Origin of the sequence: Mucilaginibacter sp. cycad4 (assembly GCF_034263275.1) — a bacterium.
Lineage (GTDB): Bacteria > Bacteroidota > Bacteroidia > Sphingobacteriales > Sphingobacteriaceae > Mucilaginibacter.
In genome coordinates, this window is sequence record NZ_CP139559.1 from 1,566,772 (window position 1) to 1,588,696 (window position 21,925).

Annotated in this window: 18 protein-coding genes; 12 read left to right on the forward strand and 6 right to left on the reverse strand. The window is 43.7% G+C overall.

Annotated elements, in window-relative coordinates:
• The 3 genes from SNE26_RS06540 (at position 1) to SNE26_RS06550 (ending at position 1,863) form a co-directional block, all read left to right on the forward strand.
• Positions 1-468 carry a low affinity iron permease family protein gene (locus SNE26_RS06540; RefSeq protein WP_321558555.1) on the forward strand — a complete coding sequence of 156 codons (468 nt, stop codon included), beginning with the start codon at positions 1-3 and terminating at the stop codon, positions 466-468.
• Between the two features lie 175 nt (positions 469-643).
• Positions 644-1,132: a YetF domain-containing protein gene (locus SNE26_RS06545; RefSeq protein WP_321558556.1), complete on the forward strand. Its 489-nt coding sequence runs from the start codon at positions 644-646 to the stop codon at positions 1,130-1,132.
• A 5-nt stretch (positions 1,133-1,137) separates the two neighbouring features.
• Positions 1,138-1,863 carry a DUF72 domain-containing protein gene (locus tag SNE26_RS06550; protein WP_321558557.1) on the forward strand — a complete coding sequence of 242 codons (726 nt, stop codon included), beginning with the start codon at positions 1,138-1,140 and terminating at the stop codon, positions 1,861-1,863.
• A gap of 53 nt (positions 1,864-1,916) precedes the next feature.
• Here the strand turns inward: SNE26_RS06550 and SNE26_RS06555 are convergent, their stop codons facing one another.
• The 5 genes from SNE26_RS06555 to SNE26_RS06575 all read right to left on the reverse strand — a co-directional run bounded on the left by SNE26_RS06555 (position 1,917) and on the right by SNE26_RS06575 (position 6,440).
• Entirely contained in the window at positions 1,917-2,975 is a 1,059-nt protein-coding gene (locus SNE26_RS06555) for a DUF892 family protein (protein WP_321558558.1), read from the reverse strand.
• A gap of 83 nt (positions 2,976-3,058) precedes the next feature.
• Positions 3,059-4,111 carry a glycoside hydrolase family 130 protein gene (locus SNE26_RS06560; protein WP_321558559.1) on the reverse strand — a complete coding sequence of 351 codons (1,053 nt, stop codon included), beginning with the start codon at positions 4,109-4,111 and terminating at the stop codon, positions 3,059-3,061.
• The gene (locus SNE26_RS06565; RefSeq protein WP_321558560.1) at positions 4,108-4,479 is read right to left on the reverse strand and encodes an STAS/SEC14 domain-containing protein; all 372 of its coding nucleotides are present in this window, start codon (positions 4,477-4,479) and stop codon (positions 4,108-4,110) included. Before SNE26_RS06565 ends, SNE26_RS06560 begins: the two co-directional genes overlap by 4 nt.
• Entirely contained in the window at positions 4,463-4,930 is a 468-nt protein-coding gene (locus SNE26_RS06570; protein ID WP_321558561.1) for a hypothetical protein, read from the reverse strand. The genes SNE26_RS06565 and SNE26_RS06570 overlap by 17 nt, the downstream gene beginning before the upstream one ends.
• Entirely contained in the window at positions 4,917-6,440 is a 1,524-nt protein-coding gene (locus SNE26_RS06575) for an FAD-dependent oxidoreductase (protein ID WP_321558562.1), read from the reverse strand. The genes SNE26_RS06570 and SNE26_RS06575 overlap by 14 nt, the downstream gene beginning before the upstream one ends.
• A gap of 349 nt (positions 6,441-6,789) precedes the next feature.
• Between SNE26_RS06575 and SNE26_RS06580 the strand changes: the two genes are divergently transcribed.
• The 5 genes from SNE26_RS06580 to SNE26_RS06600 all read left to right on the forward strand — a co-directional run bounded on the left by SNE26_RS06580 (position 6,790) and on the right by SNE26_RS06600 (position 11,771).
• Positions 6,790-7,173 (forward strand): TraR/DksA C4-type zinc finger protein, encoded by a 384-nt coding sequence (locus tag SNE26_RS06580; protein WP_321558563.1) that lies wholly within the window; start codon positions 6,790-6,792, stop codon positions 7,171-7,173.
• The gene (locus SNE26_RS06585; protein ID WP_321558564.1) at positions 7,170-7,397 is read left to right on the forward strand and encodes a hypothetical protein; all 228 of its coding nucleotides are present in this window, start codon (positions 7,170-7,172) and stop codon (positions 7,395-7,397) included. The genes SNE26_RS06580 and SNE26_RS06585 overlap by 4 nt, the downstream gene beginning before the upstream one ends.
• Positions 7,394-8,122 (forward strand): DUF72 domain-containing protein, encoded by a 729-nt coding sequence (locus SNE26_RS06590; protein WP_321558565.1) that lies wholly within the window; start codon positions 7,394-7,396, stop codon positions 8,120-8,122. Before SNE26_RS06585 ends, SNE26_RS06590 begins: the two co-directional genes overlap by 4 nt.
• Positions 8,123-8,529: 407 nt before the next feature.
• Positions 8,530-10,533 carry an FAD-dependent oxidoreductase gene (locus tag SNE26_RS06595; RefSeq protein ID WP_321558566.1) on the forward strand — a complete coding sequence of 668 codons (2,004 nt, stop codon included), beginning with the start codon at positions 8,530-8,532 and terminating at the stop codon, positions 10,531-10,533.
• A gap of 230 nt (positions 10,534-10,763) precedes the next feature.
• Positions 10,764-11,771 carry a hypothetical protein gene (locus tag SNE26_RS06600; protein ID WP_321558567.1) on the forward strand — a complete coding sequence of 336 codons (1,008 nt, stop codon included), beginning with the start codon at positions 10,764-10,766 and terminating at the stop codon, positions 11,769-11,771.
• Here SNE26_RS06600 and SNE26_RS06605 read toward each other — a convergent pair.
• Positions 11,766-12,797: a GntR family transcriptional regulator gene (locus SNE26_RS06605; RefSeq protein ID WP_321558568.1), complete on the reverse strand. Its 1,032-nt coding sequence runs from the start codon at positions 12,795-12,797 to the stop codon at positions 11,766-11,768. The two genes, SNE26_RS06600 and SNE26_RS06605, sit on opposite strands and share 6 nt — an antisense overlap.
• A gap of 252 nt (positions 12,798-13,049) precedes the next feature.
• Here SNE26_RS06605 and SNE26_RS06610 point away from each other — a divergent pair, with 252 nt between their 5' ends.
• The 4 genes from SNE26_RS06610 (at position 13,050) to SNE26_RS06625 (ending at position 21,918) form a co-directional block, all read left to right on the forward strand.
• Positions 13,050-14,393 (forward strand): rhamnogalacturonan acetylesterase, encoded by a 1,344-nt coding sequence (locus SNE26_RS06610; protein ID WP_321558569.1) that lies wholly within the window; start codon positions 13,050-13,052, stop codon positions 14,391-14,393.
• A 39-nt stretch (positions 14,394-14,432) separates the two neighbouring features.
• Positions 14,433-15,659, forward strand: coding sequence for an oligogalacturonate lyase family protein (locus SNE26_RS06615; protein ID WP_321558570.1), 1,227 nt, complete (start codon positions 14,433-14,435; stop codon positions 15,657-15,659).
• Between the two features lie 13 nt (positions 15,660-15,672).
• Positions 15,673-18,531, forward strand: coding sequence for a glycosyl hydrolase (locus SNE26_RS06620; RefSeq protein WP_321558571.1), 2,859 nt, complete (start codon positions 15,673-15,675; stop codon positions 18,529-18,531).
• Between the two features lie 171 nt (positions 18,532-18,702).
• Positions 18,703-21,918, forward strand: a complete 3,216-nt coding sequence (locus tag SNE26_RS06625; protein ID WP_321558572.1) for a TonB-dependent receptor — start codon at positions 18,703-18,705, stop codon at positions 21,916-21,918.
• The last annotated feature ends 7 nt before the right edge of the window (positions 21,919-21,925 follow it).

Here is a 21,925-nt window from a genome sequence, read left to right on the forward strand (position 1 = left end):
ATGAAAAAGAAAATAAATTACTTTGAGCGGTTCTCCAATTGGGCCACCGCGGCAACCGGCAGTTCGGCGGCTTTTATTATCGCTGCATCAACCATAGTGGTATGGGCTGTTACCGGGCCGGTATTTCATTATTCGGAAACCTGGCAGCTTATTATAAACACCGGCACAACCATCATTACTTTTTTAATGGTCTTTCTTATCCAGAAGGCGCAGAATAAAGATTCGAAAGCTGTCCATTTAAAACTGAATGAATTGCTGGCCTCTCATGAAGGTACCAGTAACAGGATGGTTAATATTGAGGATTTGACTGAAGAAGAGCTGGATCACCTGTACAAATTTTATATCCGTTTGTCCGAACTGGCGCAAAAAGAAAGTGATATTACTAAAACACATTCTATTGATGCAGCGAGGGCAAATCAGCAAAATAAATCAAAACGTTATACCAGGAGTAATAAGAATTCAGAGTAACTGAATGCCTGGAAGCGCCGGCGGCGCGTCAGTTATTGAGATTATGATAAGCAAAATAAGATTTTTGATCATCATCGGGTTTGTTGCAGCGGGCATTTGGCTGGCAGTAAGGCATCATTCGGCCCAAAACGTCAAACCCGCGGTTCTCTGCAGCGGGCCTTTAAAAAATTGAGTTATGGAAAAATTATTGATCACTGTTTTTGGAGAGGGGAAGGACCTGAATGCGCTGCAAATGAGCAGCCGCGGCGTTGTTATCTTTTTTATCGCACTTATACTGATCCGCATTTCAGGACGCCGGTCTTTTGGGTTGCGTACCCCGCTGGATAATATCGTCAGTATTTCGCTTGGGGCTGTTATGAGCAGGGCGGTGGTTGGCGCCTCGGCTTTTTTGCCGGTGATTGTATGCTGCTTTGTGATTGTTCTGTTGCACCGGCTGCTGGGCTGGCTTATTGCCCGTAACAGCCCTTTAGTTAATTGGGTAGAAGGGGAGAAGATCCCGCTTTTTCGTGGCGGCCGTTTTGATGAAGACCGGATGAAACGGGCACTGGTTTGCCGGGAAGATGTGATGCAGGGTGTTCGCAAATCTGCACTTACCGAAGATTTAGAAAAGATAGACAAGGTGTATATGGAAAGGAATGGTGATATCAGCGCCATTAAAAAATGATACCTATGGAATGGCATATAGGATGTTCAGGCTTTTACTATCGTCACTGGAAAAATACTTTTTACCCGGAGGGGCTGGCGCAAAAGCGCTGGTTTGAGTTTTATGCCGGGCAATTCCGCACCCTGGAATTGAATGTGACCTTTTATCGTTTCCCGCAATTACCCATGCTGCGTACCTGGTATGAAAAGGCGCCGGCAGAGTTTCGCTTCGCGGTAAAAGCCCCCAAGGCTATTACCCATTTTAAGCAGTTTCACGGTACTGTGGATATGATTACGAGCTTTTATGATACCATCCGCAATGGTTTACAGGAAAAGTTAGGACCTGTATTGTTCCAGTTTCCGCCGCGTTTTCATTATGATGAAGAACGTTTGACACGCGTACTGGCGCAACTGGATCCGGGTTTTAGTAATGTATTGGAGTTCAGGCATCCGGGCTGGTGGCGGGAAGATGTTTATACACAACTTAGGGGGCATGGTGTTTCTTTTTGCGGCATGAGCCATCCCGAACTGCCGGATGAACCTGTTGTAACCGGCCCGGTGGTATATTATCGCTTTCACGGTGTTCCGGACTTATATCGCTCATCTTATGGTGATGCTCAATTACGGAAGTTTGCTGATGAGATTAATTCAAAATCGGAAGTCAGGGAAGCTTGGTGTTATTTTAACAACGACGCGGCAGTAGCAGCTATTCCCAATGCAAAGTCCCTGCTGCAATTTTCGGTTAAGCACTAATGTAAAATGTTAACAAATAGGGCGGCGAAAGCCGCCCTATCAGTCGGTTTGTTTTATTCTGTTTCCGCTGCTGCCGCTTCATTTACATAGTTTTCGGCTACCTGGGTTAACAGGGCATCGGCATTTTTCTCCTCGGTCAGGGTTTCCTCCAACAGGCTCTGCGCTTCGCTGTAGCCTAATGTACCGGCCAGCGTACGCAAAGTGCCGTATGATGCGATTTCATAATGTTCCACTTTTTGTGCCGCCGAGATAATAGCTACGTCACGTACTTCTGTGCCTTTATCGGTATCTGACAGCAATTCTGTTGCCTCATTCAGCAAACCTTCCATTGCCAGGCATTTTTTAGCCGAAGCTTTCTCACCAATGGACTCGAATACGCTTTCCAGGCGGGTAACGTGGTTTTTGGTTTCTTCCAGGTGAGCGGTGATGGTTTGCTTCAGATCTTCTGAGGTAGCCCCCTTGATCAATTTTGGCAGGGCGGTGGCCAAATGCTTCTCGGCCCAATAAAGGTCCTTAATCTCGTCAATGAATAATTCTTTCAGCGCGCTCTCGGCTTCCGGGCTGCGGCTGGCCGCTGCTGCGGTCTTTTTGTTGTTTTTTGTTGCCATAGTAGATATATGTTGATGATAATTAAATTGAGTTAAACCCCTGATCAGCATCTCCGCGGTAGCCTGGATGGTTTGCTGAATAATTTCTTCGCATGATCCCCGAAATACTTTTCGAAAACTGAGGTGCTTGTCGTGGATCAGTGCAAATACAAACATAGTTCCGACCGGCTTTTCCGGGGTTTCGCTGCCACCGGGTGTAGTCAGCCCGGTAACGGTTACCTGGATGTCGGATGGGATAAGATGGGCCAGGCGGTACGCCATTTCCCTCGTCACCTCCATCGACTCTGGCGTAAACTGATCAATCAATCCTTTCGGTACTCCTAACAGGGAAACCTTGAGATCGGCGTCATAGCAGGCGATCCCTCCCTTAAGCACCTGACCGGATTCTTCAGTTAGTGCAAACTCCGAACAAAGCCAGCCGGCCGTAGCACTTTCGGCAAAGGCAATTGTCATCCCCTGTTGAGCTATCAGTTTACTGCATTCTCCAATCTTATTTTCTGCCATGATTTATTGACCCCGGTCCGCCGGTTTACAAGCTCTATAAAAACCACCCGAAATACAGTTTTGTTTTGTTGTAATTGATTATTTTAATAATAAATTAAAGTTTCGAGAATATCACTGATGAAAAAATGCGCACCGCAAACAAACTCGTCGGCCGCGCCATAATAGATGGTTAAACGGTCGCCATCTACAATATGGCCATTAGTGAAAACAACATAACCGAAAAAGCCGCTAAGCTCATAAGGCTCGGTTGGCACCATGATCGGGTTGCCACTGCGGGCAATGATCCTTGACGGATTGTTAATGTCCATTAAAAAAGCGCCAAGGCAATAACGGTGTTCCGCATTTGCGCCATGATATATCTCCAGCCAGCCGCGTTTAGTGCGGATAGGCGCCGCGCCGGCACCAACGCGGCCGCTGTCCCACATTCCGGGCCGGGTTTTTATCAGGCACTGGTGATTGCCCCATTGCCGGCTGTCTGTTGACTCTGCCAGCCAGATATAGTTGCCGCCAATCTCTTTGCTGCTTGGCCGGTGGAGGCAGTAATATTTACCGGCGATCTTTTCCTCGAAAATTGCACAATCTTTATTATGCGGAGGCAGGATCATCCCGCCGCTTTCAAAGTGCTGCCAGTTGGTGGTGGTTAGCAGGCCTACACCTACGCCGCTGTCTGATACGGCGGTATAGGTCAGGTAATAAGTATTATCTATCTGCGTAACCCGGCAATCCTCTATACCAAAACGTTCCAGGTACCCCTTTCCGAATAATGGGGGATAACCTTCCTGCTCGGTAAAACGGATCCCGTCGTCACTGGCCAGTAAGCGTAAATGTGAAACTGTGGTGAGATAATCCAACCCTTTATAGCTAATGACCCGGGCATCGGTAGCGATAAGGTCAGGATCGTTAAGCGGCACCTTAATGATCTCGGTATTGCCCGTGGCATCCAGGGCCGGGAAAAACAAAACGCCTTCCTCCTGCATAACCCCTTCGGCTACTCTTACAACGAGCCAGGTTTTACCTCCATAGCTAAAAACGCCGGGATTAAGCAGGCTGATAATTTGTAAGCCCTCGCGGCTGGGAGCAAGATCTTTTGGCAGCAGCAATGGGTTTTCCGAAAAGCGTTGTGCCAGGTCTTTCATATTTCTTCCCCGCTAACCCAGGCTTTAGCCTCTTCCAACTGATCAGGTGAAAAGCCGCGCGACTTGCCCGGTATCATGAATTGGAAGATATCTGTAAACCATTCTACGCCTTTTTGATCGGTTACTACCGCAATGCGGTGCCAGTTTGTAAAGTTCGTCAGCCCAAGTTTGAGGTCGTCCCACCAGGCGGCCAGTGTAAAATTCTGCACACCGGTTCCCAATACCAGCAAATAATTGATTTCGCCCTGGCGGTTTTTGAGTTCCTGTATCTTGGGTATCAGTACAGTCTCCATATCGTTGCGGGTTACTTCACCGCTGGCATAGATCCCTACCACATGCTCCGGAAGATTATTAATTATTTGTAGCATAATTTGTTGTTTTTTGTAAAATGTGATAACCTATGCCGGCGAAAACCGCAAACACAATATGAGCGGGCACCAGTTGCAGATAATATTTTTTAAAATTGAGTGATGGGGGCAGCGGGTGCATTTTAAAGGTTGTTTTCCAGACAGCCACGGCTAATAGCCCGCTTAGCCCACCCAGCCAAAGGTTTGTTTTGAGATCAGGTTTTAATTTACCGCGGTGCCATAGTTCTACATAAACGAGTGTAAACAGTAAGCCTACACCATAATGCCCCAACCAGCCCAAAGCCTGGCTTTGCTGCTTATCTAATTTAGGGATCAGGCGACCGGTTAGCTGGCCCAGGCGCTCGGGTTCGCTGAAGTTTTCGCCGTCGGCCAGCGATACAAGGTAGCTGAACAGCGTCATGAAGGTAGTACCGGTGAGTCCCGAAATCAAAATTTCTTTAGTTTTCATCATTGCTTATCCTGGTAAGGCCCCTGGTTGCAGGCCCGGTTAATACTTTGCCATTAATATCGTAGCGCGCACCGTGGCAAGGGCAGTCCCAGCTCTTTTCTTCACTGTTCCAACTAACAATGCAGGCGGCATGGGTGCAAACCGGGCTTAGGGCATGTATGGTGCCGTCGTCATCACGGTAAGCGGCGATTTTTTTTCCATCAACTTCAACTACTTTGCCGGTGCCCGGCTTTAACCTGTTAAGCGAGTCGGTGCTTTTAATATTCAGGCGATCAGCTACAAAATGATAGGCTACATCGGCATTTTCTTTTACAAATTCGCTAAACCCGTCTATCGGCTTTATTCTACCCGGATTAAACAATTTTTCGTACTTGCTGCCCTTGCCGCTTACCAGGTCGGCAAGAATCCTGGCGGCAACGCTTCCGAACATCATGCCGTTGCCGTTATAACCGGTTGCGCAATAAATACCATTAGCAGCCATAGGCATCCGGCCGATATAGGGCAGGCCATCCACGGGCACATAATACTGACTTGACCAGCGGTATTTAACCGATGATACGCGATAATACTTATGTGCATATTTTTCAAGGTTGGCAAAAGCCTTCTCCGGGTCCTCATGCCCTGTCTTGTGATCCAGCCCGCCAATCAATAATAATTCCTGCCCGTCTATTACGTGTGTCCGCACATAATGATAAGGTTCCTGGCAGTCATAAATAAGTCCGTCAGGATATTTTTCGCTATGGAGTTTGACGGCCAGTACGTAACTCCGGTAAGGTGCACACTCAAAATTGAATACATTGATATTCGGCGGCATATGAGTGGCATAGATTACGCTTTTTGCCCGGATCTTATTTTCACCAGCTTGCGCGATATGTATTTCATCGTCAGTGACTGTTTTTTCAATAAGCGTGTTTTCTAATAACGTGCCGCCGGCTTCCAAATAAGCTTTTTGTAATCCTTTTAAATATTTTATGGGGTGAAATTGTGCCTGGCCATCAAAAGCCAAAGCTTTTTGAAAAGGAACCGGTGTGGGTACTTCGTCTGTATATTTTACAGGAACGCCAACTTTAATCGCGCCCTGGTATATGTCATCCAGCATTTTGACTTCATCTTCATTTTCGGCATACAGGTAACCGGTTTTCGGTTCATAATCGCACTTGATGCCATAGGTATCGATATTGGTTTTAATCAGCCCGAACCCTTCATTGATCGCATCTGCAAAAAACTGTGCGCCTTCTTCGCCAAAAGCGCTTGCAGCTTCGTTGTAAGTAGTATCGGCAAAGGTATTAATATGCGCACTGGTGCCGCTGGTTGTGCCAAAACCGGGATTACGCGCTTCTGCAATAACAGTAACCTTTCCTGCTTTTTGTAATAACAACGCCGCTGTCAGGCCGGTGATCCCGGCGCCAACAATGAGGCAGTCATATATTCTATCTTCGGATCCGGCGCTGGCTTCCGGATTGCTGAGAGACTGCCAGGGGCTGTTCCTGGCACCGTCCCTTTTAATGTTCATTAGCGTCATTGTATAGATTTTTATTATCATTAATACAGCGCAAATGAGCAATGGTTTCTTTTTAGGAATATTTTTAATTATTTAATTAAATTAAAGGAAATGTCGGCTGGAATAACCGGCTTTTCCGTACGGATGTGCAGTTAGGGTCTTATTTCGAAACGTTTGGGGAGGGGCTGTAGAATATAGATTTACGAAGTTTTTGCAAATGTTATGAAAACGGCGAGGTTCTGAAAAGCGAAAATGAAAAACTATTCGCGGTAACCTGTTCAATTTCGAAGTGCCGTTTGAACCGATTGTTTGTTTATTATATTTATGCCAACCATTTATACAGATATTTGTTAAGCCAATCATGCAACAGGAAACTACTAAAACACGGTACAGTGATGCCGAATTAAATGAATTCAGAACATTGATCAAAGAAAAAATTGGCGTGGCACGCGAAGAGCTGCAGGAACTGGCGGGTACGCTTAGCGCCTCAAACACCAATGGAGATGATGCCGCGATTGCCGGCAAGACGCTGGAAGATGGTTCGGCGACCTTTGAAAAGGAACAGATCAACCAACTGGCCGCCCGCCAGAAAAAATTCATCGAGCAGCTTGAAGCTGCGCTGATGCGTATCGAAAACAGAACTTATGGCATTTGCCGTTCTACCGGTAAACTCATACCAAGAGAGCGGCTGCTTGCTGTTCCGCACACTACCCAAAGCATGGAAGCCAAACTCAAACAGGCATGAGTTCGGCGTTTGTAAAAGAGGGGGAGGCCAGGCATCTTAAAGATGTTGCACCGAATATCGGCGCACTGCTTTTTTTTCTGCGTGTGGAAAATAACGGCACTATTATCCGTGATGAAAAAATCTACTTTAGTCAAAAACACGGTCGTGATGTTTATGAAATGAGCGACGGCCTGGCTTATGCACTGGGTGATGACAATCACTGGTATATCATCCTTGACCTATGACAGGAACGTTTTTTGGAGGGACCAGCGGCTTACAGATCGACAGGCCCCGGCGGGATTTCCCGCCTGAATACAGTCATTTGTCGCGGCTGGGTTATTACCCTTTGCAGGAAAACAGCATCGAGGTTAACAGCTCTTTCTATAAAATTCCGCAGGCAAAAACCATAGCCCGCTGGGCCGCTGAAGTAACCGAAGGATTTCGTTTTACTTTCAAACTGTGGCAGGGGATCACGCACCAAAAAAGTTTGTTTTTCAATGAGGAAGATGTTATCCGTTTTATGCAGGCTATCCATTTGCCGGAAACTGAACGTGGTTGCCTGCTCGTTCAGTTTCCGCCCGGCCTGCAGGTGGGGGCCCTTCCTCAATTAACGAAATTACTGGAAGCTCTTAAACTTTATACATGGCCTATGGCCGTCGAATTTCGTCATCCGTCCTGGTACAGGGACGAAGTTTTTGAACTTTTGAACCGGCACCAGGCAGCAACGGTGTTGCAGGATATGCCCAAATCAGCTACGCCCATGGAATTCACCGCCGATGAACTGGTTTACCTGCGTTTTCATGGCCCATCAGGCAATTATAAAGGAAGTTACAGCGAAAGTTTCCTTTCTGAATATGCGTCTTATATCAATGAATGGCAGCAGGAAGGCAAAACAGTTTATGTGTACTTCAACAATACAGCCGGTGCAGCGCTGGAAAATCTTCAGTTATTGAAACGCCTTCTCATTTAAACAAAGGCGACCGGTAGCAATTTGAAATCCCTGCAAATGCAACTTTTAAACCTGAAGCCGAGCCAGATCTAAAGTAAGACAGGGAGTGAAGCTTACTGTCAGCCCTATTATTCATAGGCAACCGCGGAAGGCGAAATAACCGCGTGTTTTAAAAAAAATGCCGCCGCTAAATAAATAGATGAAGCCTCAGCAACTCTCCTGCAAAATTAAGAAGGTTCAGGGCAATAGCTTTCGGTGGCAATTCGGGGTTACACCCGCTGCTACCTGAAAAACATTCATATATTTTTTGAAAATTGTCAATTATTAAGTTTAAAATTAAATAATTAAAATTTACAGATCTTAACTCCCCATGCTTTAAGATTTGGTGGCATATCTTTTCCGGAAATTGAAATGTTTAATAAGCAGTTATGAAAAATATTAAAGCGATCATCCTTGCAATCATAATAACCGGTTTTTTTGCCGGGGCTCCGGCTAATGCGCAAAGCAGCAAATTAATCACTGCTGATATTTGTGTATATGGCGGAACATCCGCAGGGGTAATTGCCGCTTATACGGCAAAAAAGATGGGGAAAACGGTGATCTTGATTGAACCGGGAAAACATTTGGGGGGCATGAGTTCAGGAGGCCTTGGTTATACTGATATTGGGAACAAATATGTGGTGACAGGTTTAGCGCGGGATTTTTACCGCCGTGTAGGTACGCATTACGGGAAATTTGAACAATGGATATTTGAGCCAAAGGTAGCAGAGGGCATTTTTAATGATTATGTAAAACGGGCAGGTTTCCCTGTTTTATTCGGGAACAGGCTTATAAAAGTAACAAAGAAAGGAAATCAGCTAAGGGAAATTGCAGTGGAGGACAGCTATAAACCATCGGCTGCTACCAATAAAACTATTCGCGCTAAAATATTTATTGATTGTACTTACGAAGGGGACCTGATGGCCCGTTCAGGTGTTTCTTATACTGTTGGGAGAGAAGCTAACAGCCAGTATGATGAAACTATAAACGGAGTGGAGTTGTTGGATAAACACCAGTTCCCGGATAATGTTGACCCTTATAAAGTGCCGGGCGATCCTAAAAGCGGTTTATTGTGGGGTATAAGTAAGGAAGTATTACAAGCAAATGGTGCAGGGGATAAAAAAGTACAGGCCTATAATTTTCGTATTACGCTAACCAATGTGCCAGGAAACCGGATCCCAATTTCAAAACCCGAAAATTATGACCCCAAAAAGTATGAATTGCTGCTGCGTTTAAAAGAGAAACAACCCTGGAAATCAATTTTTGATGTTTTTATTATAAGTAAAATGCCTAACGGCAAAACGGATATCAACAATAATGGAGGTTTCTCTACGGATATGATCGGGATGAACCGGGAATATCCGGAGGCCGATTATAATACAAGGGCCAAAATATGGAAGGAGCATGAAGATTATACCAAAGGCTTCCTCTATTTTATCGGCAATGACACCCGCATACCCGGAAACATCAGGGACGAAATGAAACAATGGGGCTATCCTAAGGATGAATATACGGATAACGGGAACTGGACAACCCAGCTTTATATCAGGGAGGCCCGCAGAATGATTGGTGAACTGGTCATGACCCAGCATCACTGCCAGGGACGGGAAGTGGTTGATGATGGTGTAGGAATGGCCGCATATGGCATGGACTCGCATAATTGTGAAAGGCTGGTAGTGAATGGCATGGTGAAAAATGAGGGAGATGTTCAGGTACATGGTTTTGCGCCATATGCTGTTTCATACAGGGCTATAATTCCTAAGCAAAAGGAAGCTGCTAATTTGTTTGTCCCGGTATGCTTGTCTGCAAGTCATATAGCTTACGGGTCAATCAGGATGGAGCCGGTATTTATGGTATTAGGCCAATCCTCGGCCGTGGCGGCATGCCAGGCTATTGATAAAAAAATGGCAATACAGGAGGTTGATGTAAAAGAGGTACAAAGCTTGCTCAGGAGAGACCCTCTTGCAGATGGAAGCACTCCCGAAGTACTGGTTGATAATGAGGACAGTCACATAACAGGCGATTGGAAAACGGAAAAATCCGGCGGATATGGCCCCACCTATCTCACTGATGGTTCCAAAGCGGAAACTGCGAAATCCGTACTGTTTATTCCTGAAAATTTAAAAAAAGGCGCTTACCATGTCTATACCTATTTTCCTAAGGTTATGAATCCGGCAACAAAAACTTACATCACGATTTACGATGGTGAGAAGGCCACAGAAAAGATAATCAATCAGTCTGACTTGCAGGTAGAGGGCCAAACTTCAGGTGAGTGGCTTCCTCTGGGGTTATATAACTTTTCAGAAGAAAAGAAGGGATATGTAGAAATTTCCAATAAAAGCGCCGATGGCGTGATTGTGGCTGATGCAGTGCTTTTTGTACCTGTTCGATAGTTTTAATCATTCAGGCGCGGCATTTGCTTTATTAAAATGGCCTTATTTAACATAAATTTACCGGGGCGATACCCTTAAGTATCTGATAAAAAAGAAAATACCGGCACTGTTTCATAATCCCAATAATTCAATTTAATAACATATTTTATATTTTCATTGCCTATAACGGCTTTGATAAATTTAAGCTATGTTTATAATCGCCGTTGTAAAACAATTATAAACAAGCAATAATGCAAACAAAACAAAGAGCTAATTACGGGGTGAAATCCCTTGTACAGCAAATTGTCGGATCTATCAGTAAGAATATTGACAAGGGTGTTTACCGGAAAAATGAAAAGCTGCTGTCAATAAATACCTACAGCAAGCAGCACGGTGTAGCAAGGGATACCATTGAAAAAGCCTACCTGATACTTAAAAATAATGGTTATATCCGCTCGGTTTCCGGCAAAGGCTATTTTGTGGTTGGTAAGCCGGATGTAAGGATCAAGGTGCTTTTGCTGTTTAATAAATTAAGCTCCTATAAGAAAACCGTTTATGATACTATGGTTCGCACTTTAGGCGATAAGGCCAGGGTTGATCTTCATATTCATCATTATAACCCTGCTTTGCTTGAGGAAAGTATAGATGCTAACCTGGGCAATTACCATTACTATGTGGTAATGCCACATTTTTTTGATTATAGTAACGAGCAGGAATATTTAACCATTTTAAAGAAGATCCCGGTTGATCAGTTGATATTGCTGGATAAAGATTTGCCTAAATTACCTAAGCAATCAGCAGTGTTCCAGGATTTTCGTAACGATATTTACGGCGCATTGAACGTGGTTACAGACCTGATTGCCAAATATGGAAGACTAATTATCATATATCCGTTAGACCGCCACCATCCGCCCGAAATTAAGGACGGAATAATGCAGTTTTGTGAAGAGAACAACAAAAAGTTTGAAGTAATAGACGCATTTAAAACAGACGATCTCAAAAAAGGCACTCTTTATATTGTATTGACCGAAAATGACCTGGCCGATTTGATCAAAGGAGCAAGGATAAGCGGTTACGAATTAGGGAAGGATATAGGAATCATATCTTTTAATGAAACCGTATTTAAAGAATTGTTGGATATAACCGTTATTACAACCGATTTTGAAGAAATGGGCAGAAAGACAGCTGAGTTGATGCTGCAAAACAAAGCAGCTGTTATTAAAAATGCCTTTAAAATAATTATCAGAAAATCGCTATAAGGAGGCTCTGAGTGTTAAGTAAAAAGGTACTTCGTAACGCCCTGTTGAACCATTTTTAATAATGTCTGCGGTCATTTTTCCCATTTGCTCAAAATCTGTTGATATGGTGGTTAAACCATTCAGGATGATTTTTTTTAACGGGGTTTCATTGTAAGATATCACGCCAACATCTTTCCCTATTTTTAACTCCGTGGCCAGGATCCTTTCAATCAAAACCACCAGGTCGTTTTCCATCAGGTTGATGAACACATCGCCTTCATTTATAGGCTCTCCTTGTATGTCATGAACTACTTTATAAGTAAATGCATATTGGATACAGAAACTGAAAAAGCCTTTTAATATTTCACCCGGGAAATAAGTGTATTCGGGAAATATGATCTTTAAGGTATGGTAGTTTCTTAGTTGCGGCAGAGCTTCTTCCAGGGCCTGGAAAATGTCTTTTTCAAAATTTTCGTAGACGGCAGCAAAATCGCCTTTTATTCCCGGCACCAATTTATCAAGTATAATAAGCTTCTCTTTGGGCAGTGTATTGATAATGTCGTGAACATTTTCTCCGCCGTGCATAAAGTGGGGCAGGATCACATAATGGGTATAATCGTTGCTGTTGTTTTGAAGTAGTTTCTTGAAAAACTCAAAGTCGTTATTGTATATATAGAAGTCGATGGCTGCTTCATGACCAAGGCCATCAACTATGGCGTCATAAACCAGCTTTTTATGGGTGCTTAACTTATTAAATATTAAAAACACTTTAAATTGTTGGCCCGCTTCTGTGTTTTTAATGTAATACCCTTTACCCGGTACGGAGCCAAGCAAACCGATTGATTTCAGGTGTTTATAAGCCTTTTCGGCAGTATCACGCGATATTTCAAAATTGCAGTTTAACTCATTAATGGAGGGGAGCGTTTCGTTAATCACCAATTTTCCTTCACGTACACTTTTGATGATGGAGTTGGCTAACTGGATGTATTTCGGGGTAGATGAATAATAATCAATATAGATGTACTCTAAAAATCGTGAAGACTTCATAACTATTGAATTGGCTGCTGGCAAAAACTTAAAGGTAATCAAATTAGGTTTGATAAGGTTTCCCCTTTTGGCGCGGGTAAGCCAGGGAAGCTTAATAAGCAGCTAAAATAAATAAAGTGATGAATTTGTTACAAGAAGATCGCCTTCAATCAGGATGGTGCAGGACGCTGTTGGTATAAACATGCTCTAACTTTATCGATTATAAACCTGGGCCCATATAAGCCGGCCAGTAACCAGATAAATTATACCATAATGATCAAGCTGCCTTACAAGATCTTGCTGTGTTCTGTTTGCGTTTCGTTGCGGCTCATTTTACCCGGGCAGCTTTTCGCTCAGGTGGTGAAAACCAGCTTTAAGTTTGATTTCGGCAATGGAAAAGCAGCACCTGGGTATCAAAAGGTGGGTCCGGATGAAGTTTTTGATGGCGCTAAAGGTTATGGCTTTGATTTTGGCTCTAAAATAATAGCCGTAACACGCGATGGCGGAAGAAAACTTACCGGCGGTTATGTAACCAATGATCAGCCCTTTTATTTTTCGGTAAATGTGCCTGAGGGTAATTATAAGGTTACCTTAACGGTTGGCGATATCAAAGGCAGCGGTGATATTACGGTACGTGCCGAATCGCGGAGGTTAATGCTGGAAAAGGTAAAGACTAATAACTCGGCTAAGAAGTTAAGCTTCATCGTAAATATCCGTAAGCCGGAAATCAGCACCGGCGGCAAAGTAGCGCTTAAGCCGCGGGAGTTTGGAAAGTACGACTGGGATGATAAGCTTAGCCTTGAGTTTAATGGTGCAAAACCCTGTGTTGATGCATTGGAAATAGAAAAAGTAGATGACCAAATAACCGTTTACCTGGCAGGAAATTCGACCGTGGTTGACCAGGATGACGAGCCCTGGTGCTCATGGGGCCAAATGATCCCCCGTTTTTTCAAACCCGGTGTGGCCATTGCCAATCATGCCGAATCCGGTCTTAGCCTGGGTAGTTTTTTAAATAGTCACCGTTTAGATAAAGTTTTAAGTGTAATTAAGCCTGGCGATTATCTTTTTATAGAGTTCGGGCATAATGATCAGAAAGAGAAAGGGCCGGATGACGGCGCTTATAAGTCATACACCGAACGCTTTAAGTTGTTTATCAACAAAACGCGGGAGAAAAAAGCTATCCCGGTAATTGTAACCTCTACCAGTCGCCGGGCTTTTAATGACAGCAATAAAGTAGTAAATACCCTGGGCGATTATCCCGATGCTGCCAGGAAAGTTGCCATAGAGCTGAATGTTCCCCTGATTGATCTTAATGCCATGTCTGCCAGGTTTTATGAGGCATTGGGTAACGAGGGCTCAAAAAAAGCTTTTGTGTGGTATCCGGCAAACTCATTCCCAAACCAACCAAAAGATTTGGCCGACAATACCCATTTCAACAGTTATGGTGCCTATGAACTTGCAAAATGTGTTATAGAAGGGATCAAAAGCAATCATTTGGGCATTGATCGGTATATTATTGGTGCACCGCCTTTTGACCCTGCCCATCCTGATCCGGCAGAAACATTTAGCCAACCTGCCAGCCCTAAAAACAGCACTGTAAAACCTGATGGAAATTGACCGGCGGTATGGATGCCGAAGCATATAAATTTTAGTAAAATGATGATGAATAAAAAAATGTTATTACTTGCACTTGGTATTCTACAAACCGGTCTAATCACCGTAAAAGCCCAGGAAGTAATGGAAACAGGAGGCACAAAACCGATGCCCGCACAGTGGATCGATAGTGAAACCGGTCATAAGGTGGTCCGCCTCGTGAACCGCGAAAATGATAACGGCAGCTTTTATTTCAATAATACGCCCTTTGTTCCTCAAATAAAGAATGAAGGAGATTTGATGGTATTTTATGGCAAAACGGATAAGGGAGAACAATTATTTACTGTTAATTTAAAAACGCAGAAAACAGAGCAGTTAACAAACCGGGCGAAAGTATCCGGCGAAATGGTTTGTGCCAAAACCCGCGAAGCGTTTTATCAAAGTGGCGACAGCATATTCGCTGTAAATGTTAACACCCATAAAACAAGATTTATTTACGCTTTTGCACCCGATTTTAAAGGAAGGGTAGGTACAGTAAATGCCGATGGGACTTATATGGCCTGTGTTAAGGCTACCGGCGAACAGGAACGTGAAATACTTGCAAAATATCCGGAAAAGCATGATTTCTTTAACCGGATCTATGATGCGCATATCCAGCATACTTTATACGTGCTTGAAGTTAAGCACAAAACATTAAAACAAATACACCAGGAAAACGAATGGACTAATCACCTGCTTTTTTCACCGACAGATCCTGATAACCTTTCGTATTGTCATGAGGGCCCCTGGGAAAAGGTCGACCGGATCTGGAACATCAATATAAAAACCGGCGAAAACAGGCTATTACATAAACGTACCATGGTAAATGAAATAGCCGGTCATGAGTTTTTTTCGCCGCTGGGTAATACCGAGTGGTTTGATTTGCAGAAACCTAAAGGGCAAACCTTTTTCCTGGCAGGTATCAATATGAAAACAGGAAAAGAAGACCGTGTTTACCAAATGGACAGGAACGAGTGGTCGATCCATTTTAATGTAACTAAAGATGAGCAAACATTTGCCGGCGACGGAGGTAATTCCGGGCAGGTAGCCAAAGCACCTGATGGCATGTGGATCTATTTATTTAAGCCCAATGGCGATCGTTTCAAATCAGAGAAACTGGTAAATATGAAACACCATAATTATCACCTGGAACCTAACGTGCATTTCTCGCCCGATGAAAAATGGGTTATCTTCAGGGCCAACTTTGAAGGCCGTGAGGGCGTTTACGCTGTAGAAATTGCCAAACATTAATAATTTCAACCAGATGTCATTAATCAAAAATAATTTAAAAATAGCTGTTGCATTCGCTCTGGCAATAGGTTCGCAAACAGCATCTGCGCAAATTGGCTGGCCTGCAACTACTAAACAGACCAAACCCTGGGCACGTTGGTGGTGGGAGGGAAGCGCCGTAAATGAAAAAGACCTTACCTGGAACATGGAGAGCTACCATAAAGCCGGTTTGGGTGGTTTGGAAATTACACCTATTTATGGCGTAAAAGGACACGAAAATGAATTTATACAATACCTGTCGCCCCAATGGGTGGATATGCTGAAATATACGCTAAAGGAGGCAAAACGGCTGAATATGGGCATTGATTTGGCCAATGCTACAGGTTGGCCATTCGGTGGCCCCTGGGTTAGCAACGAAGATGCCAGTAAAGAACTGTTTTGGAAAAACTATGATGTTAAAGGAGGTGAAAAACTAAGCGAGCCAGTTGTATTTGTGCAACAGCCTTTGGTAAGGGCCGATGGACAGGCCCCAAAGATCACCGACCTTGTTGAACCCATTAGCAGCAATAAAAACCTGCAGCTGATGGCCCTTGACCAGGTACGGTTTGAGAAACGGATTCCCTTAACCGTTTTAATGGCTTATGATGGCAAGGGACAGGCGCTGAACCTTACCGGTAAAGTTGATGCGGCCGGAAACCTTAACTGGACAGCGCCTGCGGGCGAATGGAAGCTATACGCGCTTTTCCAGGGTTGGCACGGTAAAATGGTTGAGCGCGCAGCTCCGGGTGGTGAAGGTTATGTTATTGACCATTTTTCAAAGCCTGCCCTTGATCATTATCTTGCCCGATTTGACCAGGCGTTTAAAGGTCAGGATTTAAGCGGGGTCAGGGCATATTTTAATGATTCGTACGAGGTGGATGATGCCCGCGGACAATCAAACTTTACCCCGCTGTTTTTTGACGAATTTATTAAACGCCGTGGTTACGATCTGCGTGATCATTTGCCGGCTTTATTTAGTAACGATGCTAAGGATAAAAATAACCGTATCCTGTGTGACTACCGCGAAACCATATCCGACCTGCTGCTTGATGATTTTACCAAACCATGGCATAACTGGGCCAAAACCAAAGGCGCATTAATCCGCAATCAATCACATGGTTCGCCATCAAACATACTGGATCTGTACGCCGCTATTGATATTCCTGAAACCGAAGGAGACGATGTACTGCGATTTAAATTTGCTACCTCGGCAGCACATGTGATGGGTAAACCTCTTGCATCATCCGAGTCGGCAACATGGCTTAATGATCATTTTTTGTCGTCTCTGGGAGATGTTAAACAGGCCATTGATAAATATTTTGTAGGTGGTGTAAACCATATCTTTTATCACGGTATCAGTTATTCGCCTCAAAATGCTCAATGGCCGGGTTGGTTATTTTATGCTGCAGTCCATTTTAACCAAACCAACCCGTTCTGGAATGATTTTTCGACCTTAAATCAATACATAACCAATTGCCAGTCTTTTCTGCAACAAGGAAAGCCCGATAATGATGTATTGGTTTATTATCCATTATTCGACAGCTTTTCTGAACCGGGTGACAGGGGCTTGCTCAAGCATTATGATGCGATGAAGCCCGATTTCAAGGGGACAGGGTTTGAGTCATCAGCCGAAGAAATGCTTAAAAAAGGCTATACATTTGATTTTATATCAGATAAGCAAATAATAGGTCTGCAAGCCGCAGGTAGCCACCTGCTTACCGGAGGTCTTAATTATAAAACCATCCTTTTGCCAGGCAATAAATATATCCCGCTCGAAACCTTTAATAAGATAATGGTTCTGGCAAGGGCAGGGGCAACGGTAGTTGTGTACAAAAATCTGCCATCGGATGTACCGGGATACTCCAGGTTGGAGGAGCGTGAAAAAACGTTTAAAGACATGCTTGCCGAACTTAGCTTTACCGCTAAAAACAATGGTGTTAAAATTGCCGCAGTTGGCAAAGGCCGTTTTTTAATTGCTGATGATATTGCCTCTTTACTGGATGCAGCGGGTATAAACCGGGAACAAATGACCGATAACGGCTTGCAATTTGTACGCTGTACCTACAAAGATGGTAACAGTTATTTTATAACAAATAACGGCGGCAAGCAGGTTGATGGCTGGGTGCATCTGTCTGTTAGTGCTTCATCTGTAGTCGTGTTTGATCCTATGACAAAAAATTATGGGCTGGCAAAAACCCGGAAGCAAGCCAATGGCAAAACCAGTGTATATCTGCAATTACTACCCGGCGAGAGCTGTATTTTACAAACCTTGCCTGTAAAAGCCAAAACAGCTGCCTATACCTATTACCAGGCCGCGGGTAAATCAATACCTGTAAGCGGTACATGGACGCTTAGTTTTACCGAAGGCGGCCCAACGTTGCCGCATCCAATAAAAACCGCAGAGCTTAAATCATGGACGGATTTAGGCGGCGATGACCTCAAGGCATTTTCCGGAACCGGTAGTTATACTATCAGCTTTAAAAAGCCGGTTCAAAATGCATTTGCCTGGAAGCTTGATTTGGGAAAAGTTAATGAAAGTGCGGAGGTGTATCTGAACGGTAAAAAGCTGGCAACACTCATCGGTCCGCAGTATGTGGTTACCATACCTTCAGCACAGTTAAGGACAGTTAATCAACTACAAATCCGGGTAGCCAACCTGATGGCCAACAGGATTATCGATATGGATAAAAAGCATATCCCTTACCGGATCTTCTATAATACTAATTTCCAGTCTCACAGTGCAGGTTCTAAAGGTCCTGACGGCCTTTTTACAGCTATAAACTGGGAGCCTAAGTCGTCAGGCTTGATTGGGCCGGTAACACTTGAGCCGGTTAAACAGCTGCTTATTAAGTAATTATTTAAGGGTTTTATTTCGAAAAGGTGGTCGTTCCGGGCCGCCTTTTTTTGTGTCTATCCTGCTGATAGCAGGACACTACAGGATGGTGTTATTGAAATTAACTTTTATGTTCGTATATACAATTATAACCCAAACTGTACCAAACAGTAAACCCCTTAATTTGATTTTATGAAAAGAATTTTTATTCATTCTTGTAAAATGCTATTGCTATTACTGCTATTTAATGTGGCAGGGGCAGATAGTGTATTTGCACAAAGGCTTAGCATTACGGGTACCATTACAGATAGTAAGCATCAACCGGTTTCGGCTGCATCCGTGCAAATAAAAGGCACAAAATCGGGTACCACATCCGATCTTGACGGAAAATATGCCATTAAGGCTTCCGAAGGACAGGTATTAGTATTTAAATCCATCGGTTTTGACGCTAAAGAAGTTACCGTAGGCACAAGTAACACCATCAATGTTACCCTAACTGAGGCCGAATCGCAATTGAACGAAGTAGTAGTTATTGGCTACGGTGCACAAAAGCGGGCTAATGTTACCGGATCGCAAGCCACATTTAAAGCAGATAATTTAAACGAGAGGGCTATAACGCGTGTTGACCAGGCACTTGTAGGCCAGATGGCAGGTGTAACCGTTAAACAAACAACAGGCGTACCCGGTAAAGCTTTTAGCGTTAACGTGCGTGGCAGTGGTTCTATAAGTGCAGGTAATGAGCCATTATATGTAATAGATGGCTTTCCTTTGTCTGTGTCAGCAATAGGCAGCGGCGGTAGTTTTGGCTCAGGAAACCCGCTTGATAATATCAATCCAAATGATATTGAAGATATCCAGGTTTTAAAAGATGCGGCGGCAGCGGCTATCTATGGTTCAAGGGCATCAAACGGTGTTGTTTTGATCACCACTAAAAAAGGCAAATCGGGTAAGGCAAAAATTAGTTACAGTGCTTATTATGGTTATAATGCTGCGGCCAAGTATTTGCCCATGCTTAATGGCGATCAATGGATTGACCGGGCTACAGAAATGATCAATGCGGCTTACGTACTTAAATTTGGGGCACAGGGAGCAACAGCAAGTGATGATAATGCAACACGCCAGGCACTAAATGGCGGTGCATTTAGCGCTGCCTATATGCTTGACCCAAGATGGGCTATGCCGGGTCATCCGGGGTTACAGTATGTAAACTGGGAAAAAGCTATTGAGCAAAAAGGAGCCATGCAAAACCAGGCATTAAGCGCAAGCGGCGGCAATGAGTTTGTAAATTATTTTATTTCAGGAAACTATGCTAATCAGGATGGTTTTGTGAAAGGCTTGGGTTATAAAGCTTACTCGGCCAGGGCTAATGTGGAGGTGCATGCTGCAAAAAATCTAAAATTAGGTTTAAACCTGGCACCTACCTATTCCATTTCGCAGGACCCTGGTGTTGAAGGAAAAGATAATATTTTTCACCAGGCCATAAGCTATAGCCCTATACAGGAAGATACGGTAGGCTTATATCCCAATGCATTTAAAAACGGACAATATACCTGGGGCAACTCAGCAAACAGCCCTATTGCTAAATTGGAGAACAAAGTAGGGCAAACCAAAAAATACCGCACACTGGGCAGCATATATGCAGAATACGAAATTATAAAGGGATTAACATTGAGAAGCTCACTGAACCTTGATAATGTTGATAATGCATCTAATAGTTATACACCGTACACCATTGCCGGGAATTTGGCTACCAGAACCTTTGATGCTGCGAAAAATCCTAATTTAACAGCTAATACTTCAGGATCATACAGCACATTTAAAAGACAAACCTTTGTTAATGAAAACACGCTTACCTATAATACCACCATTCACGCAAACCATAGCTTGAGTTTATTATTAGGCCAGTCTTACAATACGGATCGCTTAGATCAATCTACGCTATCATCGGTTGGGGGGTATACCAGCAGCGTTATTCAAACCTTAAACGCGGCTGCCACTGTAACCGGTAACACAACCGGAACCAAAAGTGTGTTGGTATCATACTTTAGCCGAGCGCAATACGCATATAAAAATAAGTACCTTTTATCCGCAAGTTTACGGGAGGATGGCTCGTCAAGATTTGGCGGCAATACCAAATATGGTGTTTTTCCATCAGCATCCGTAGGCTGGCGCATCATACAGGAAGATTTTATGAAAAGGCTGCCTGTAATGAGCGATTTGAAACTGCGCTTTAGTTATGGCGTAAATGGTAATAATAGCATCGCCGATTACGGAAGCATTTCACAAATAGGTTCATACGGATATGTTTTGGGTTCGCCGCAGGCATTGGCTATCGGGCAGGCCCCAAGCAACTTACCAAACCCGGATATCAAATGGGAAAAATCACAAACTTATGATGTGGGACTTGATTTCGGCTTATTCAGCAACCGTTTAACAGGTTCATTTGACTACTACAACAAGTTAAATACCGACTTATTGCTGAATGTACCGATCCTTCAATCTACCGGTTTCAGCAGCCAGCTGCGTAATGCAGGTTCGGTACGCAACATTGGTCAGGAGCTGGAATTAACCAGCCGTAATTTAGTAGGCAAGGTTCAATGGAGCACATCAATTAATGTCAGTCATTATAAAAATAAAATCGTAAGTCTTTACGGCAACCAGAAACAAATTATTATTCCAAATTCATTTGATGTTTCTGATGCCATTTTGCGTGTAGGCCAGCCGATAAACAGTATTTATGTTGTAAAACAAATAGGTTTCCTTACACAGGCAGATCTTGATAACCATGTGGCAACCTATGGTACCGGCGAAACAGTTGGCGATCCAAAATACCAGGACCTGAACGGTGATGGTGTAATAACCGAAGCCGATAAACAAATTGTTGGTCATCCAAATCCTACTTATACCTGGGGTATCACCAATACTGTACGCTGGAAAGGTTTCGACCTTACTGTTTTAGTTCAGGGTCAAAATGGCGGCTCAATTTATTCCTTACTGGGCAGGGCCATAACCCGTACAGGCCAGGGCTTTACAGATAATGCCCCTGCATTTTATGACAATCGCTGGAGATCACCTGAAAATCAGGGAGCCGGCCGGGTTAGCAAAGCTTATTCTACATTCGGTTTCGTAGCTAATACCGATTGGCTGTATTCTTCAGATTATGTGAGGGTTAGGAATATCACCTTAGGTTACGATCTTAAAAATATATTTAAAACCAGGGTTTTAGGGGCAGCACGACTGTATGTTACCGCCGAAAACTTCTTCGGACATGATAAATATTATGGAGGTTTCAACCCGGAGGCGCAAAATACAGCTATCAGCTCTGACAGTAACTATCCGGAAGCTGGTGATTACGGCGGCTTGCCATTAGCTAAATCATTGATCTTCGGGCTAAATGTTACTTTTTAATTATTTC

Bases quoted from the DNA above. Each gene is read 5' to 3' on its own strand.
- SNE26_RS06580 (WP_321558563.1), top strand. From the start codon at position 6,790: ATGCAACAGGAAACTACTAAAACACGGTACAGTGATGCCGAATTAAAT.
- SNE26_RS06620 (WP_321558571.1), top strand. From the start codon at position 15,673: ATGTCATTAATCAAAAATAATTTAAAAATAGCTGTTGCATTCGCTCTG.
- SNE26_RS06545 (WP_321558556.1), top strand. From the start codon at position 644: ATGGAAAAATTATTGATCACTGTTTTTGGAGAGGGGAAGGACCTGAAT.
- SNE26_RS06625 (WP_321558572.1), top strand. From the start codon at position 18,703: ATGAAAAGAATTTTTATTCATTCTTGTAAAATGCTATTGCTATTACTG.
- SNE26_RS06595 (WP_321558566.1), top strand. From the start codon at position 8,530: ATGAAAAATATTAAAGCGATCATCCTTGCAATCATAATAACCGGTTTT.
- SNE26_RS06590 (WP_321558565.1), top strand. From the start codon at position 7,394: ATGACAGGAACGTTTTTTGGAGGGACCAGCGGCTTACAGATCGACAGG.
- SNE26_RS06615 (WP_321558570.1), top strand. From the start codon at position 14,433: ATGATGATGAATAAAAAAATGTTATTACTTGCACTTGGTATTCTACAA.
- SNE26_RS06540 (WP_321558555.1), top strand. From the start codon at position 1: ATGAAAAAGAAAATAAATTACTTTGAGCGGTTCTCCAATTGGGCCACC.
- SNE26_RS06585 (WP_321558564.1), top strand. From the start codon at position 7,170: ATGAGTTCGGCGTTTGTAAAAGAGGGGGAGGCCAGGCATCTTAAAGAT.
- SNE26_RS06570 (WP_321558561.1), bottom strand. From the start codon at position 4,930: ATGATGAAAACTAAAGAAATTTTGATTTCGGGACTCACCGGTACTACC.
- SNE26_RS06610 (WP_321558569.1), top strand. From the start codon at position 13,050: ATGATCAAGCTGCCTTACAAGATCTTGCTGTGTTCTGTTTGCGTTTCG.
- SNE26_RS06560 (WP_321558559.1), bottom strand. From the start codon at position 4,111: ATGAAAGACCTGGCACAACGCTTTTCGGAAAACCCATTGCTGCTGCCA.
- SNE26_RS06575 (WP_321558562.1), bottom strand. From the start codon at position 6,440: ATGAACATTAAAAGGGACGGTGCCAGGAACAGCCCCTGGCAGTCTCTC.
- SNE26_RS06550 (WP_321558557.1), top strand. From the start codon at position 1,138: ATGGAATGGCATATAGGATGTTCAGGCTTTTACTATCGTCACTGGAAA.
- SNE26_RS06555 (WP_321558558.1), bottom strand. From the start codon at position 2,975: ATGGCAGAAAATAAGATTGGAGAATGCAGTAAACTGATAGCTCAACAG.
- SNE26_RS06565 (WP_321558560.1), bottom strand. From the start codon at position 4,479: ATGCTACAAATAATTAATAATCTTCCGGAGCATGTGGTAGGGATCTAT.
- SNE26_RS06605 (WP_321558568.1), bottom strand. From the start codon at position 12,797: ATGAAGTCTTCACGATTTTTAGAGTACATCTATATTGATTATTATTCA.
- SNE26_RS06600 (WP_321558567.1), top strand. From the start codon at position 10,764: ATGCAAACAAAACAAAGAGCTAATTACGGGGTGAAATCCCTTGTACAG.